The organism is Pseudomonas sp. PD9R, assembly GCF_019200975.1.
Classification (GTDB): domain Bacteria; phylum Pseudomonadota; class Gammaproteobacteria; order Pseudomonadales; family Pseudomonadaceae; genus Aquipseudomonas.
Genome location: NZ_JAHTMR010000003.1, coordinates 254,800 through 270,385 on the forward strand (window position 1 = coordinate 254,800; position 15,586 = coordinate 270,385).

At 56.8% G+C, this 15,586-nt stretch carries 17 protein-coding genes and 1 pseudogene; 5 read left to right on the forward strand and 13 right to left on the reverse strand.

Annotation, left to right across the window (positions count from 1 at the left end; all coding sequences use genetic code 11):
• Window positions 1-244 precede the first annotated feature (244 nt).
• Window positions 245-511 carry a hypothetical protein gene (locus KUF73_RS08740; RefSeq protein WP_218437637.1) on the reverse strand — a complete coding sequence of 89 codons (267 nt, stop codon included), beginning with the start codon at window positions 509-511 and terminating at the stop codon, window positions 245-247.
• Between the two features lie 342 nt (window positions 512-853).
• Between KUF73_RS08740 and KUF73_RS08745 the strand changes: the two genes are divergently transcribed.
• Window positions 854-2,179: a sigma-54 dependent transcriptional regulator gene (locus tag KUF73_RS08745; RefSeq protein WP_218437638.1), complete on the forward strand. Its 1,326-nt coding sequence runs from the start codon at window positions 854-856 to the stop codon at window positions 2,177-2,179.
• Between the two features lie 115 nt (window positions 2,180-2,294).
• On the opposite strand, the gene KUF73_RS08750 is transcribed toward KUF73_RS08745, so the two are convergent.
• The 10 genes and pseudogenes from KUF73_RS08750 to KUF73_RS31650 form a co-directional block, all read right to left on the reverse strand.
• Window positions 2,295-3,575, reverse strand: coding sequence for a hypothetical protein (locus tag KUF73_RS08750; RefSeq protein ID WP_218437639.1), 1,281 nt, complete (start codon window positions 3,573-3,575; stop codon window positions 2,295-2,297).
• 46 nt (window positions 3,576-3,621) lie between these two features.
• A complete protein-coding gene (locus KUF73_RS08755) occupies window positions 3,622-4,374 on the reverse strand; it encodes a hypothetical protein (protein ID WP_218437640.1) in 753 nt (250 codons plus the stop codon).
• 33 nt (window positions 4,375-4,407) lie between these two features.
• Window positions 4,408-5,088 (reverse strand): C39 family peptidase, encoded by a 681-nt coding sequence (locus KUF73_RS08760; RefSeq protein WP_218437641.1) that lies wholly within the window; start codon window positions 5,086-5,088, stop codon window positions 4,408-4,410.
• Between the two features lie 62 nt (window positions 5,089-5,150).
• Window positions 5,151-6,476, reverse strand: a complete 1,326-nt coding sequence (locus KUF73_RS08765; protein ID WP_218437642.1) for a heme utilization protein — start codon at window positions 6,474-6,476, stop codon at window positions 5,151-5,153.
• 51 nt (window positions 6,477-6,527) lie between these two features.
• On the reverse strand, window positions 6,528-7,100 hold the full coding sequence (locus KUF73_RS08770) for an adhesin (RefSeq protein ID WP_218437643.1): 573 nt from the start codon (window positions 7,098-7,100) through the stop codon (window positions 6,528-6,530).
• A gap of 1 nt (window position 7,101) precedes the next feature.
• Window positions 7,102-7,536, reverse strand: coding sequence for a hypothetical protein (locus tag KUF73_RS08775; protein WP_218437644.1), 435 nt, complete (start codon window positions 7,534-7,536; stop codon window positions 7,102-7,104).
• A 354-nt stretch (window positions 7,537-7,890) separates the two neighbouring features.
• Window positions 7,891-8,421: an AAA family ATPase gene (locus KUF73_RS08780; protein ID WP_218437906.1), complete on the reverse strand. Its 531-nt coding sequence runs from the start codon at window positions 8,419-8,421 to the stop codon at window positions 7,891-7,893.
• On the reverse strand, window positions 8,418-8,981 hold the full coding sequence (gene pnuC / locus KUF73_RS08785) for a nicotinamide riboside transporter PnuC (RefSeq protein WP_218437645.1): 564 nt from the start codon (window positions 8,979-8,981) through the stop codon (window positions 8,418-8,420). The genes KUF73_RS08780 and pnuC overlap by 4 nt, the downstream gene beginning before the upstream one ends.
• Window positions 8,982-9,114: 133 nt before the next feature.
• Window positions 9,115-9,849 (reverse strand): methyl-accepting chemotaxis protein, encoded by a 735-nt coding sequence (locus tag KUF73_RS31645; RefSeq protein WP_371135437.1) that lies wholly within the window; start codon window positions 9,847-9,849, stop codon window positions 9,115-9,117.
• Window positions 9,850-9,972: 123 nt separating this feature from the next.
• Window positions 9,973-10,749 (reverse strand): annotated as a pseudogene (locus tag KUF73_RS31650) (cache domain-containing protein); the annotation flags it as partial.
• Window positions 10,750-11,028: 279 nt separating this feature from the next.
• On the opposite strand from KUF73_RS31650, the gene KUF73_RS08795 reads away from it, so the two are divergent.
• Together KUF73_RS08795 and KUF73_RS08800 are read left to right on the forward strand one after the other, a co-directional pair.
• The gene (locus KUF73_RS08795; protein ID WP_218437647.1) at window positions 11,029-11,859 is read left to right on the forward strand and encodes an undecaprenyl-diphosphate phosphatase; all 831 of its coding nucleotides are present in this window, start codon (window positions 11,029-11,031) and stop codon (window positions 11,857-11,859) included.
• Entirely contained in the window at window positions 11,856-12,284 is a 429-nt protein-coding gene (locus KUF73_RS08800; RefSeq protein WP_218437648.1) for a DUF1294 domain-containing protein, read from the forward strand. Before KUF73_RS08795 ends, KUF73_RS08800 begins: the two co-directional genes overlap by 4 nt.
• Window positions 12,285-12,292: 8 nt before the next feature.
• Here the strand turns inward: KUF73_RS08800 and KUF73_RS08805 are convergent, their stop codons facing one another.
• Both KUF73_RS08805 and KUF73_RS08810 read right to left on the reverse strand, forming a co-directional pair.
• Window positions 12,293-12,637 (reverse strand): MmcQ/YjbR family DNA-binding protein, encoded by a 345-nt coding sequence (locus tag KUF73_RS08805; RefSeq protein ID WP_218437649.1) that lies wholly within the window; start codon window positions 12,635-12,637, stop codon window positions 12,293-12,295.
• 8 nt (window positions 12,638-12,645) lie between these two features.
• On the reverse strand, window positions 12,646-13,554 hold the full coding sequence (locus KUF73_RS08810; protein WP_218437650.1) for a LysR substrate-binding domain-containing protein: 909 nt from the start codon (window positions 13,552-13,554) through the stop codon (window positions 12,646-12,648).
• A 131-nt stretch (window positions 13,555-13,685) separates the two neighbouring features.
• Here KUF73_RS08810 and KUF73_RS08815 point away from each other — a divergent pair, with 131 nt between their 5' ends.
• Window positions 13,686-14,297 (forward strand): FMN-dependent NADH-azoreductase, encoded by a 612-nt coding sequence (locus tag KUF73_RS08815; RefSeq protein WP_218437651.1) that lies wholly within the window; start codon window positions 13,686-13,688, stop codon window positions 14,295-14,297.
• 168 nt (window positions 14,298-14,465) lie between these two features.
• Entirely contained in the window at window positions 14,466-15,503 is a 1,038-nt protein-coding gene (locus KUF73_RS08820) for a dienelactone hydrolase (RefSeq protein ID WP_218437652.1), read from the forward strand.
• Window positions 15,504-15,586: the final 83 nt, after the last annotated feature.

Genomic DNA, 15,586 nt, shown 5'->3' on the forward strand with positions numbered 1-15,586 from the left:
ATGGCGACTGTATAAGGAGAATATTCAAAACCTGAATGATCAAATGCACAACTGTCATAACTAACAGGCGGAGAGTCGCTGTGTGCCACAACAGTGTCTTTTCGAACCACTGACAAGCCTGCAAAGTATTCAGGCGCGCGCAGGTTCAATTACATAAGTGTCATAAGTGCAGATGGAACTGTTCGGCCAACCAACTAACGACCGGGGAGGGCGCGGATTACTCCGGAGTAATCCGCAAAAAATATTAGTGTGGCATCGACCACGATTGAAGCTTGTAACCTTCCTGGCTCAGCTCTGCTCGTGCCTGTTCGAGCAGGCGTTCAAGTTGTGCTGGATCGGTGTAGGCACTGCTTGGGATGAGCGTGCGGCCTATACTGTTTTTGGTGCGATCGATAACGGTCAGGCTGAGTTCGCCATTGCCGTCCTGTGGCGCCCAGGCCACGCATTGAAAGGGCTGGAATGCGCGGTCAGCAATCAAAAGAGCTTCGTTGATACGGAGCGGGGCGTTCATAGGATGTTCTCTCTGTATGCCCAATCAAGTGACGTGCCGACGGTTGGGCTTACCGTTCGGCAGTTACTTGTACTGATGCCCGCAACCGGGGTTCGGGTCACACACAATCAAAAGAAATTTCAACTTTCTTTCATATACTCAATGGGAAGACTGAATCTGAAAGCTGAATGAAAGGTTTGGACTCGTTAGGTAACTGACAAAGTAGCTTCTTATAACTACTTAGGCGGTAGCCCTATAGTCAAACGGTACAAGCCGCTGTCAAATTCTTGCTAATGTTACAGCCAGGTCCGCCAAATGACTGTTTTTAATAAAATTTCTTAAATTTGGCGTCAAGGAATGGTCATGAGCGATGCACCTGCCTTACGACGTTTATTAGTGGTGGATCCCTGCGACGACTGCCATCGCCTGCTACCGGGATTACGCTCCGTGGGTTGGGACGTTGACAGCTGTACGCTGGAAAACGCCGCCGATCGAACCTGTGACGTAGGTTTGTTACGGTTGCAGCCCTATCATCTGGAACATCCGGATGCCGTCAAAGAGGTGATCAGCCACAGCGGTACCGAGTGGATCGCCGTGCTTAACCAGGAAGTTCTGCGACTACAGAATGTCGGGGACTTTGTCTGCGAGTGGTTTTTCGATTTTCATACCTTGCCGTTCGACGTCGCCAGGGTCCAGGTCACACTGGGTCGCGCCTTTGGCATGGCGCGCCTGCGCGGACAGGGCACGGTTCATATCGATCAGCCTGAACACGAACTGCTGGGCGACAGCAAGCCCATACGCGAATTACGCAAACTATTGAGCAAACTGGCGCCCACAGAGTCGCCCGTGTTGATTCGCGGTGAAAGCGGGACAGGTAAAGAACTGGTCGCGCGCACGCTGCATCGGCAATCCTTGCGGCACAGCAAACCCTTTGTCGCGATAAATTGTGGCGCGATTCCCGAGCACCTGATCCAGTCCGAACTGTTTGGCCACGAGAAGGGTGCCTTTACTGGCGCCCATCAACGCAAGGTCGGGCGGATTGAGGCGGCAAATGGCGGAACGCTGTTTCTCGATGAGATCGGTGACCTGCCGCTGGAACTGCAGGCGAACCTGTTGCGCTTTCTCCAGGAAAAGCACATTGAGCGGGTGGGTGGCAGTCAGCCGATTCCCGTGGATGTGCGGGTGTTGGCGGCGACCCATGTTGATCTTGAAGCCGCGATCGAGAAGAAACGCTTTCGCGAAGATCTGTACTATCGCTTGAACGTGTTACAGGTCGCGACCGCGCCCCTGCGTGAACGTAATGGCGATCTGTCGATGCTGGCCAACCACTTCTCCCATTTTTACAGCCACGAAACCGGCCGCCGTCCGCGCACCTTCAGCGAAGACGCCTTGATTGCCATGGGCAAGCATGACTGGCCGGGCAATGTTCGCGAGCTAGCCAACCGGGTGCGTCGCGGGTTGGTTCTGGCTGAAGGCCGGCAGATTGAAGCGCGAGATCTGGGGCTGATCAGCCATCAGTCCGTTACCGCGCCGATGGGCACGTTGGAAGACTACAAGCACCGTGCAGAGCGCCAGGCCTTGTGCGATGTACTTAACCGGCACAGCGACAATTTGAGCATCGCCGCCAAGGTGTTGGGGATATCCAGGCCCACCTTCTACCGGTTGTTGCACAAGCATCAGATCCGCTGAAAGCACGATCAAAAGATCGCAGCCTGCGGCAGCTCCTACAGGTAGGAGCTGCCGCAGGCTGCGATCTTTTGATGTTAAAAAGCCCCGGAAACGGGGCTTTGTCCTGGACGTTCAATTAGAAGTAGTACGGGAATTTCAGGCTGAAGGAAAAGTCTGGCGCGTCTTCGGTCAGGCCGATAGCGAGGTTGGGAACGATCGTCAGGTTGTCCGAGGCGGCCAGGGTCATGCCGATGTTGAAGTTGGCCGCGTTGTAATCGCTGTTGGAAATCGACTGCCAATCGCCACCGTCCGGTTTGATCTTGCTCTTGCGGGCGAACTGATCGGTGAACGAGAACGACATACTCATCTTCTCGTTCAAGGCGAATGCAATGCCGGCACCGACTTGCCAAGAGTCGCCAAGTTTCACATCCCCCTTCACCTTGGAGCCAACCTGTGGGCTGATGTCGCTGAAAGAGTCTTGTATGTTGTAGGTGTAGGCGAGGCTGCCGAACAGCACGGCCGGGTCAAAAGTCTTGACCAGCGAGAGACCCGGAGTGATCGACCAGACACCGTTGCCGGTAGGCAAGTCCTCGGGTACCGCGAGGTTATCGTTGTTCGGATCTTCTACCAGCTTGATGCCGTAAGGGTCTTTGCCGGTTGGTGCCTTGACGCGCAGTGTCGCGACCGCGTCGGGCAGGTTGGCCGACTCATCCAGAAACTTGTAAGCCACGCCAACGTTCACATCGCCGATGGTTGGGTCGCGGGTAACGGTTGCGTCTGATGTAACCGGGCCTGCGCCACCCGCGCCACCGGAGGAATACGTTGATTCGCGATAAACCACGGGGACGTTAATGTCGAACTGCCAACGTTGCGCCACGTTGTAACGGGCGGTCAGATCCAGTGTCCAGTTGTCGGCCTTGATGCGGTCGAGGTTGATGTTGCCGAGAAAAATCGAGTCCAGTGCCAGGAAGCCGTTGAGCGTCAATGCACGGGTGTCGTAATGCGTGTAGGTCAGGCCGGTTTCGACGCTGAACTTGCCGCCGCCGAAGAAACCGCTGGCTTCGTCATACAAGTTGGAAACGCTTTGCGCGGGCTCCGAATCATCCTTGAGCGATTGGCCGTATGAACTGCCTGTAGTTCCCGGTGCACCGGTGGCCACCGTCTGGCCACCCTTGGGCGTTTCCGCTGGGGATTTGGTCAGGCGTTTGGGAACGGGTGTAGCAGGTGCTTCTTCGACTTGGCGAACGCGTTGCTCCAGTACCATCAACGCGTTCTGCTGAGCTTCGTAACGCTGTTTCAACTCCATGAGTTCTTGTTTTAGTGCTTCGACCTGGGGGTCCGTTGCTGCGTAGAGCAATGTGGCCGGGGCCAGGCTAGTCAGACAAACGATAGTTCTTAGCGTTAAAGATCGGTGCATGGGTTAGCCGTCCCTTCTGACTACTTCTGATGAGACTGAGCGTAGATCAGAATCCGTTAGTGCGAAGACCTTTGAGCTGATCCAGGTTTCCGTTCAGCGCCCCGCCTGTTGGCCCGCCGTCACGCAGCACGACATTGAGTGATGTGAGGTTGCTGACCTGGTTCCCCCCGCCGAGTAACGTCGTGTTTTGCATCAGCCCACCGTCAGCAAGGCGTTGCATGGTACTGCCCTGATTGTTGTTGGCCACGATGTTGAGTTGCACACCGTTACCGGTCGACGACAAGCTGAGCGACCCCGCCCCATTGGAGCCAACCAGTGTAGAACCTGAGGCCAGTACCTGACCCTGCTGCTGCACATCTGGTGCCTGATTGGCTTTTGAGACGTTGATGCCCACGTTGTTGTAGGCAGTGTTATTGTCGCCGGCCGCACGCACGACCTGAGTGACGCCTACGGTGCTGTTGAGGCCGTTGCCGCCAGTGACGGTGCCGGTGCCGGTGCTGCTGCCTTGCTTGATGGTCGAGCTATTACCTGTTTTGTCGATCAACGACACATAGAACTGTGGCTTGATGGTCGATTGCTGTATTTGCATCGAGGAAGTGGCCCCGATCACTTCGCCGTTGGCATTTTGCCAGGTGCTGGTCATGACAATACCGAAACTGATGATTCGTCCCGGCATGACATAGCGGCCTCGCAGGCTCGACAGCTCCAGATCGTTCAGTTCAATGGGTTTGAAAGTCTGCGCATGGATCGGCAGGCTGGCGGCCAGACAAGCCACGGCGAGCCAGATTGGGGTCTTCATTGCATGCTCCCGGAGCTTCATGCTCCCTTGTTATTAGAAGAAGTCGCTTCGGATAAATCCGAAATCCATCAACTCTGCGTCCTGCACCGGGCTGAAGGTGTCGATGCGGTTCTTGGCGGTCAGCGGCATGGGTGGGTCGAGCAGCGCGTTGGTTTTGTCATAGCCCTGGCCGATGACGGCGAAGATGATGCCGTTCCAGCCTTTGACAAAATCTTCGAGTTTGAAACGTTTATGACCGAGTACCGGATCTCCGATGTAGACCCAGCCCTTTTGGACTTTCTGCATGACCACAAAGTGTTTGTAGCCGCGGATATCCATGAGCACCACAACCGGAATTCTGATGTCGTTCAACGTTTCCGGCGCGACCCGGTAGCCACGCGCCCGCATGCCGATACTTTCCACGTAGCGCTTCATGTCCAGCATCGAGAAGCCCTGGACGCGTACCAGATCCTGATCGGAATGTTCGAGCATTCCTTCGATAATCTGATGTTCAGTCACGTCCAGCCAATAGGCCTGACGCAAGATGGTCGCCAGCGCAGCTGCGCCGCAACTGAAGTCGGTTTTCTGTTGCACGAGGTCGGAAAATTTGCGCTCGCGTATGCTCTGGATCGGCTTATATATCACCGCGCCGCCCGGCAGGACGGAAAGCGGCATTTGGGCAGCCTCGATCACACCGGCCACGCATAGCAAAAATGCCAAGGCGATAATGCGCATGGTAGGACGCCTTCTATGTGCGTTGAAAAAGGCCCCCGTAAGGGGGCCTCCAGAGACAGCAATCAGAACGACTGGTTGGAAATGGCCAGCGAGTTGCTTTGTTGGTTGCCCACGCCAGCAGCTACGTTGACGCCGAGGTTGCCACTGCCACCATTCACCGAACCGCTCAGGGTTGCGGTGTTGGTCACAGGGTTTGCCCAGCCAGTTGGGGTCAGCACTTGATAAGAGTAAGTGTTGCTCAAATCAAATGAACTGCTTTCGCTGTAGCTCTTCGTTACGTCTTTCGTGGATGCGGACGATTTTTCGCCAGATTTGTCGTACGAGGAGTCATACGATTTTGTGAAAGACGAACTGTGCGACTTATCGTACGAAGAGTCGGTCGAGTTTGTGTTCGATGTGTCGACAGATGCATCGACCGATGCGTCTAGCGAAGCATTGAGCGATCCATTGGCACTCGAACTGCGGGTGTGGTCGCCATTGCCATTATTGAAGGTAGAACTTCTTGAAGCCGCCGCCGATGCTGCCAACGTGGCGTTCACACTGGCGCTCAAAGTAGCACTGCTGGAAGCGCTCGAATCCGTACTCGCGGAACCGTTGGCAGCAGAGGTTTTGGAACCGCTGGCGTCAAAGCTATTGGCACCACTCGCAGCCCAGTTGCTGGAAGCGCTCTTATCAACGCTCAAGTTGGAGTCTTTGTTGAAAGATGCACTCCCGCTTTTGGTTGTGGTGAACGACAGGGTATCCAGGCTGTAGGTCCGATCAGCGTTGTTATTCACTGTCAGGCCAGGACCGGTTTGTTCGGCAGAGGCGGTGGCTGATGCATTACCCAGCGGCGCACTGGAGTTGGCAATCGCCATGGTGTTTTTCTGTTGGTTAAGGTCGCCACCAGCAATGTTGATACCCATGTTGCCGCTAGCGCCACTGCCCGACCCACTCATAGTCGCCGAGTTGGTGGTGGAGTAGTTGTCGACCCGGTTGTTGTTGCTGTACTGAGTGACTCTGGCGGTAGCACTGGCAGTGCCGAACACGAAGCTATTGTCGATAGCCGCGTTGTCGGAGGCAGCGTTTGCGATGGCAGCCGCGTTGTCTTGTTGGTTGCCGGAGCCGCCCGCCACGTTGACGCCGACGTTGCCGCTGGCACCTGTACCAGAGCTACTCATCTCGGCTGAGTTCTGAGTGCCTTGGTTGAGGATGCGGTTGCCGGTACTGCTTTGCTTATCGTTGGCAGTGGCAGTCGCGCTGATAGGGATCATTTTTGGAGGAGGCGTTTGATTGCCACCGTTATGGTGGTGGTGATCGTTGTCCCGCCCGTCGTTAGCTTGTACAGCAACAGCCATGACCGCAGCAATTGCGAAAACCAGAGGCTTTAATGCCATCGAAGGTTTCATGGTGATTCTCCGTACTTATTTTAGGTTAAGTGTTGTTATTACCTGTTTGGGTCAATCCGCGACCCGTACGCTCACGGTGTTGGCCATTCGGTTTCCCACCCCGGCGCTCTGATTCAACTGAATTACCCCACGGCTACCGGTGAAAGCCTGGTCACTGGTCGTGACCTGGCGATAGCCTGGTGTCGAATCAGTCGGATCGGAGTTGTTGAGCAGCGCCACGTTCTGTTGCATGAGGACGCTGTCATCGATACTTTGCGGCTGCGCACTGATGCTGATATGCAGTGCGTTGGCTTGCTGGTTGCTGGCACCCGAGCTCTGATTGACACCCAGCACACCGTTGCCATGGCTGAAGGAGTCACCCTGGATGCTGGACCGGGCGTCGATCGCGGGGTCGACATGGGTGCGTAACCGTTGGCGGATTTGGGTGCTTGCGCTAGCTGAATTGCCGACGGCGATGGCCCGGGCATTAGCCTGTTGCTGTTGATCGCCGGCAGCCTGGTTGACGCCGAGGTTGCCCGAATACTGCGCGCCCGAATTGTCGATTTCGGCGTTATTGATGACGGGAGACTGAGCAAAGGTCGATGCACTGCAAAACATGGCAAGGATCAGCAGGGTACGATTCATCTTAACGGTCTCCCGTTATGATTTTCAGAGCACCCAAGCCTTGCTGGACGCTTGAATTGACCATGTTGGAAATACCGTTGCCACCATTTCCGGAACGGCCGGCGGGGAGGTTGGAAAGCTGATTTTGCGTGCTGATATTGCCGCCCAGATTGTTGTTTTGACTGACCAGGCGTGAGATGCCTGCACCACTGGCGACGTTGGCAAAGTCACCGTCATTCAACTCGTTCGTTTGATTCAGGATTTGTCTGGACGGGTTGGCATTGGCGGTTGTGGGATTAGGATCGGGAATGACTGGCGCTTGTACTGCGTTGCGCGGTTGGACATCACGTTTGATGATTATGATGCCGTTGTCAGCCTGAACAGGCAGGCAGACGCTTGAGCCTAGTGCGCATCCGGTCAGCAGAAGGCTATAGATACTTCTATAAAATTTCCCCACGGCGGCAATTCCTTCTGTAAGTGGAACGCTGGCCCTTATCAGCGTTGCGAAGGAAGAGAGCAGGAGGTGTGCCGTTTTTTGGTTATTTAATAAAATCAGAGGGTTACAGATTTTGTCCGGGAGCGCGTTATGTCAGCTGTTACAACCATAAGACAAACAGCAGGGCCGCCAACCGTCTAAATGGCTTGCGATGCTCTAGATCGCGGGTTGTGGGGGAGTGTTTCAGCGCCTTAACAAATGAGGGCGTTAAAAGGCGAGGGGTGCTGAAACGGGCCGTTTGGGACCGACAGGTTGTTTCAGGATTGGACACTTTTCACCCAAAACAGGGGGCGCACTGGGTAAAAAACCCCAAAATCAGGGGTTGGAGGCAAGCAATCCGGTCACCGCCTGAAATGCCTGAATTCGCCGTTCAGCCCAGTCACCCTGCAGGGTTTGCACAGATTGTGGGTGCTGTTGCAGCCACGCCAGGCACTTGTCGAAGAACACTTGGCGCTCTCTGAGTTCGGGTTGGCAACGTTGTCCATCATCCGTCCAATCGATATTTTCGGGCGACAACAGCAAATGCAAATCGTAGTGCCGCGCCAGCAACGCTTGCTCGATCCAGGCCGGGCAATCGCCAAACAATGTCTGGCTCCAAAGCATGTTGCTCAGCAAGTGAGTATCGAGGATCAGCAAGTGCGGGTGCCGGGCACGAGCTTCATCTTCCCAATCGAGTTGCCCCCGAGCGATTTCCGGGATATCGGCAAGGCAGGTTTCCCGTGGGTTCTGCTCAATGAACCAACGCACATACTCGTCCACCCGAACACCGCCGAAATGCTGCTGCAGTTCGGCCGCCAGCCAACTCTTGCCGCTGGATTCAGGGCCTGTGAGTACCAGGACTTTCATGTGCGCAACGCCGGGGCGGCGCGCCATTCACGCCAGCCTTGCACGGCAAGCAGCAAGAACAGCCCGTACAGGGCAGCCGTCAGGTACAGGCCTTTATAGAGGAACAGGCCGACAAAGATCACATCCACGGTGATCCAGAGTGGCCAGCATTGAACGCGCTTTTGCGCCATCCAGACCTGCGCCACCAAACTGAAACCGGTCAGCGCCGCATCGAGCCACGGTTGGGCTGCGTCCGTCCAGTGCGCCATGGCAGCCCCCAACAACAGGCTGCCGATCCCGCCGGCAATCAAACCGAATGTCACCGATTGTGCATCCAGTCGGCTGACCTCGCGTCCGTGCTGCGCGTCGCCCGCGCGGGTCCACTGCCACCAGCCGTAAATCTGCAAGGCGGCGTAGATCACTTGCAGCAACATGTCCGAGTACAGCTTTACCTCGAAAAAGATCCAGCTATATATAAGCACCATGACCAGACCGATCGGCCAGCACCAGGGGTTCTGTTTGACCGTCAACCAGACGGCAATGACACCGAGGGCGGCGGCAAACAGTTCAAGCCCGGACATGGAGGTTCCTTGGGGGGAGTCGAAGAGGGTGCGGATTGTAACCGCAGGCGGGTAATTTTAAGATCAAAAGATCGCAGCCTGCGGGTTCACACAAACCCATGTAGGCGCTGCCGCAGGCTGCGATCTTTTCGCATTACACCCGGAACTGCTTGAGTAGCCCGTTCAACTGTTCGCTCAACCCCTTCAACCGCACGCTCGCCGTACTGGACTGTTCAGCTGCGAGCGCCGTGCTGTGGGACAATCCGGCCGCTTGCGTGACGTTCTGATTGATGTCCTCTACCACATGGGCCTGCTGCAACGTTGCGCTGGCAATGGAGGCGTTCAAGCCGTTGAGGTTGCGCAATGCCTGGCCGATGGCATTGAGGCTCGCACTGGCCAGACCGGCCTGTTCAATGGTCAGCTGCGAGGCCCGACTGCTGTCACCAATCACTTTGACCGCCGCCTCGGAATGGCTTTGCAGCCGTTCGATCATTGTCTGGATTTCAGCCGTGGACTTCTGGGTGCGTTGGGCCAGCAGACGCACTTCGTCGGCTACCACCGCGAAACCACGCCCTTGCTCGCCGGCCCGGGCCGCTTCGATGGCGGCGTTGAGGGCCAGCAGGTTGGTTTGTTCGGCGATGGAGCGGATCACTTCAAGAACGCTGCCGATCTGGGTGCTTTCGGTGGCCAGTGTGCGGATCACTTCCACCGCCTGATTGATCGTGCACGACAAAGTGTCGATCTGTTGCAGGCTGCCGTCGATATTGACCTGGCCCTGTTGTGCCTGCGCTTCGGCGTTGCGCATTTCGCTGGCAGCGTGCTCGGCATTCTTCGCCACATCCTGCACACCATAGGTCACTTCATTGATGGCCGTGGCCACCAGTTCCATCTGTTGCGACTGCTGCTGGCTGCGCTGCTGAGCCTGGATGGCGTCGTTGCCCAATTCGCTTGACGACTGACCCAGCGCGCTCGCCGACACCTGCAATTCACCGATCACCAGACGCAGTTTGGTCGTAAAGGCATTGAAGTGCCGGGCCAATTGGGTGACTTCATCCTGGCCGCGGGTGTCGAGGCTGCGGGTCAAGTCACTTTCGCCACTGGCTATATTGGCCATCGCATTCACGGTCTCCTGAAGCGGGCGGACAATGCTGCGGGCGATCACGATCACCAGTGCTGCCATGAACAATGCGATCGCCAGACCAATAGATGAAGCTTTCCAGACCTGGCCATAGAACTCGGCTTGCATGTCATCGATGTACACGCCCGAGCCGATCACCCAGCCCCAGGGCTCGAACAGTTTAACGTAGGAGGTTTTTTCCACCGGCGCGCTGGCACCCGGTTTTGGCCAACGGTAATTGATGCTCCCGGCGCCTTTGCTCTTGGCAACCGCCACCATTTCATTGAATACCGCAAAACCGTCCGGGTCGCGAATGGCCGACAGGTTCTGGCCATCGAGCTTCGGGTTGGCCGGGTGCATGATCATCACCGGCGTCAGATCATTGATCCAGAAGTAGTCGTTCTGGTCATAACGCAAGCCACGAACGGCGGTCAGCGCCTGCTTCTGCGCGGCTTCGCGAGTGAGCGTGCCGGCGGTTTCCAGGTCGTGGTAGTAGGTGAGAATACCGCTGGCGGTTTGCACCACATGCTGGGTTTTCTGGGCCTTGGCGACGTACAGGTCGTCGTGAATCTGCTTGAGCATCAAGGTGCCCAAGGCCAATAGCATCATGACGGCCACGATCAAGATGAGCCACAAACGCCGGCTGATCGACATATTGCGCAAGCTGTTCATAACGCGCTACTCCAGTTTCTTATTCTTGGATTTACTTGGTCTTGCAATGAATAACCGCCAGCATCTTGCCAGGCCCGATAAGGCAGCAGCGCCAATCAGACTTGTCTGATAGGATTTCGGCCCCGCACGGAGAAACCTGAATCCAAATTGATTTTTTCACGGAAATTTCAGGGGTTTGTGTGGATCTTGTGCGGGCGGGATTTCAGCTACGCTAATCGCGATCAACGTTTTAAAAATACTAACGGGGCATGCACTGGTGCATAGCCTTTTGGGGGATTGATGGATCTTTGGACTGCCTTTCAGGCTTTGATTCTTGGTGTTGTAGAAGGGCTGACGGAGTTCTTGCCCATTTCCAGTACCGGGCACCAGATTATTGTTGCCGACTTGCTCGACTTCGGTGGCGAGCGTGCCATGGCGTTCAATATCATCATTCAGCTCGGGGCAATCCTGGCGGTGGTGTGGGAGTTTCGCCGCAAGATATTCGACGTGGTTGTCGGCTTGCCCACCCAGCCAAGTGCGCGTCGCTTTACCGCGAACCTGCTGATTGCCTTCCTGCCGGCCGTGGTATTGGGGGTGATTTTCGCCGACTTGATCCACCATTACCTGTTCAACCCGATCACCGTGGCCACGGCTTTGGTGGTGGGCGGCATCATCATGTTGTGGGCGGAACAGCGTCAGCATGAAGTGCACGCCGAAACCGTTGATGAAATCACCTGGAAAGACGCGCTGAAGGTCGGCTTCGCCCAGTGTCTGGCGATGATTCCGGGCACCTCGCGTTCCGGCTCGACAATCATCGGCGGCCTGTTGTTCGGTTTGTCGCGTAAAACCGCCACCGAGTTTTCGTTCTTCCTGGCGATGCCGACCATGGTGGGCGCTGCGGTTTACTCGGGCTACAAGTACCACAAGCTGTTCGTGGCGGCCGACTTCCCGGTGTTCGCCCTGGGCTTCGTCACCGCGTTCATCTTCGCGATGATTGCAGTCAAAGGCCTGCTCAAGTTCATCGCCAGCCACAGCTATGCGGCGTTCGCCTGGTATCGCATCGTATTCGGCTTGCTGATTCTGGCCACCTGGCAGTTTGGCTGGGTTGACTGGAGCGCTGCCAAGCCATGAGTGATGCCAGCGCGCGCAACGACCGAGGACGCAAATCCGGGGGAGAGGTCCAGCATCCACGCCTGAAATGGCAGGTGTTCGCGATCTTGTGCGCGCTGCCACTGTACGGTTCGATGTCGTTTTGGTTGCGTGGCGTCTCGGTGATTCCATTGGCCGCCTACGGCATCGTCAGCGTGCTGGCGTTTTTCCTGTACTGGAGTGACAAGCGCAAAGCGCGCGCCGACGATTGGCGAACACCGGAGAACGTGCTGCATGCGCTGGAGTTCGCCGGTGGCTGGCCGGGTGCGCTGCTGGCGCAGCAGGTATTTCGGCACAAAACCCGCAAAGTCTCATTTCAATTGGTCTTCTGGCTCATCGTGCTGCTGCACCAGGTATTCTGGATCGACATGCTGTTCCTTGGGGCACACCTGTTCGCGTTGTTCTGAAACCAGATCTATAGCAGCAGCCCGACCTGGGTGCGCTTGGGCAACTTGCTGACCACCAGCTGATGGGATCTGCGTAACAGACCTTGCAGTTCCTCGGTGCCCAGCGGGTAGGGCGTTGCCATGATGATCCACTGAGCCCTTGCCAGATACGGCGCAGGATGAATGCCCGGACGGTCGCAATGACCGAGAAACAAGTCCTTGTCGACCTTGAACGCCAGGGACGCGCCACGCAGGTTTTGCAGGGCGAACATTTTGTTCCCGGCAATCGAAAACACCCGCACACCACCCCATTTGTAGTCTTCCCGTGCACCGGGCAAGGCCAGGCAAAACGCCGCGACGTCGGCTTCGTTCATGCGTCCTGTCATATCAAACGATCCCCGCAGGCGTTGAATGTTTCGATCAAATGGTCAAGCCACGCACGCACGGCCGGCATCACGCCGCGTCGATGAGGGTAGACCGCTTGCAGCCAGCCGCCGGGCAACGACCACTCGGGCAGTAACTGCACCAGCGAGCCGTTTGCCAGTTCCTGTTCGCAATACATCATCGGCAACGTGGTAAAACCCTGGCCGGCGAGCGTGCAAGTCTTGCGCACGATAAAGTCGTCGATGCCCAGCCGCGCTTCAAGGGCCAGGTCGTATTTTTTTCCCTGACGATCAACCAGACTAATGTGCACCAGGCGATCGGGCTCCAGGGCGCCGAGCACCGGCAGGTTTTTCAGATCATCGGGGTGATTGATGACGAGGCCCTGAAGGAATGCGGGGCTGGCGACCATGAGCATTTGTGCCTGACGCAGGCGACGGGTGACCAGCAGCGGGTCTTCATCGCCCGGCTCGCGAACGCGCAATGCGACATCCACGCCTTCGGTTACCAAATCGACACGACGATTGACCAGCATCACCTCTAACTGGACTTGAGGGTATTTGTCCAGAAAGCTGCTGATCACCCCCGGCAGCATCTCGTGTGCCAAACCGACCGGGGAAGAGACCCGCAAGCGCCCTCGGGGCTCGCTGGACATGCTCGCCACAGCCTCGTCCGCCATTTCGGCTTCAAGCAACATGGCCTGGCAATGCCGCAGGTATCGCTCGCCCACGGCAGTCAACTTGAGCTGGCGGGTGGTGCGTTGCAGCAACCGCGCGCCCAGGCGTTCTTCCAGCTCGGCAATGCGCCGCGACAGCCGCGACTTGGGAATCCCCAGCAATCGCCCGGCAGCCGCAAATCCGCCGGCTTCCACGACCTTGGCGAAGTAATAGAGGTCATTCAAGTCTTGCATGGGCGCTTACTCAATCGTTCTATCAGTGGGACAAACTATCGCATTGTTGCAGGCTAATCATCTATTGGTTTCGTCTGTAGGATTGTCTCCATCAGATCGCCCTGGCGGCGATCCTCACCTGGAGATTCCACATGAAACTGCTGCATATCGATTCGAGCATTCTTGGTGACAACTCGGCTTCCCGTCAGCTGAGCAGCGAAGTGGTCAAAGCCTGGCAAACCGCCGAGCCATCCGCCGTAGTGACCTACCGCGACCTGGCTGCTGACGCTATCAGCCATTTCTCTTCGACCACGCTGGTTGCCGCTGGCACCACCGCTGAACTGCGCAACGCCGCGCAACAACACGAAGCCGAATTGAGCGCTTCGACTCTGGCCGAATTCCTCGCCGCTGATGCCGTGGTGATTGCAGCACCGATGTACAACTTCACCGTCCCGACTCAACTGAAAGCCTGGATCGACCGCATCGCTGTTGCCGGCAAAACCTTCCACTACACCGAAGCCGGCCCTGAAGGCCTGTGCGGTGGCAAGAAAGTGGTGATCGTTTCGACTTCCGGTGGCATGCACGCCGGTCAGGCTACTGGCGTTGCCCACGAAGAATACTTGAAGGTACTGTTCGGTTTCATTGGCATCACCGATATCGAGTTCGTCCGCGCTCACGGTCTGGCGTACGGTGACGACGTGCGTAACAAAGCGATGAGCGATGCTCACACGCAGATCAGCGAGCAGTTGTTCGCCGCCGCGTAAGGCTTGCGTAAAGACATCACGCCGTTCAGGCAAAGCCTCAAAAAACTCTGTATTCTGGATACGCAAGTACCAGCTACGGAGTTTTTTGTTTCTGGTCGTTTCAGATTGTGGCCCGAGTTATGCAGTCGAGGGTTACGTCTCTAGTCCGGTAACAAGGTGGGGCATCCCATGGTGCGTCTTTGTGCAACTTTACTGATCTGCCTGCTCAGCAGCCTGAATACAGTGCACGCCGCGCCTGCGCCGCATCCTCACTGGAGCGTCGGCTACCACGAGATGAGCTTTCTCGATCCGCTCGATTTGCAGCCGATGCGCGCCATCGCCTTCTATCCTTCGAGCGAAAAGGAACACTCCAGCAAGCTGGAGGGTTACACCGTCGAGGCTGGCGAGGACACTAAAGTCGCTATCGGTCGTTTTCCGATGTTGATGTTGTCCCACGGCAACACCGGAACCCCGCTGGCGCTGCACGACCTGGCCACTTCGCTGGCACGCAAAGGTTTTGTGGTAGTGGCCGTGATTCATCCCGGTGATAACTCCAAGGACCATAGTCGCCTCGGCACCCTGAGCAACCTGTATGGGCGGCCTATCCAGATTTCCGAAGCCATTACCGCGACGCTCGGCGACCGCATGCTGTCGCCGTTCGTCAATGCCGATCAGGTGGGCGTGATCGGTTATTCGGCGGGCGGGGAAACGGCATTGATTCTTTCCGGCGCAACCCCGGATCTGGATCGGCTGCGCCGTTACTGCCAGGAACGTCCGGACGATCGCGATGCCTGTAATACCCAGGGCGAATTGATCGTTGACCGTGACGACTTGCAGCCCGTGGCTGATCCGCGGGTCCATGCACTTCTGCTGATGGCGCCGCTGAGCCTGAAGTTCGGCCGCCACACCCTGGCCGATGTGCACGTGCCGGTGCTGCTTTACAGCGGTGACGGCGACAAACTTGTACCCATCGACAAGAACGCCGTCGCGCTCGCGCGCAAGCTGCCTGTTGCTCCGGATTTCAAACTATTGGCCGGGGCAGGGCACTTCGTGTTCATGGCACCGTGCAACGATGAGCAGATCGTCATCATGCCGGCGTTGTGCACCGATGCCGATGGTGTGGACCGTGAAGACATTCACCGTAACCTGATCTCGGAAGCCGGACGCTTCTTCTCCCGCACGCTGGGCAAGGTAACCCGGGCCGGAATGCAAACCGCCGATCAATAATTCCTTCCTGAAGGAGCTGCCGCAGGCTGCGATCTTTTGATTTTGCTTTTCAACAGCAAGATCAAAAGATCGCAGCCTTCGGC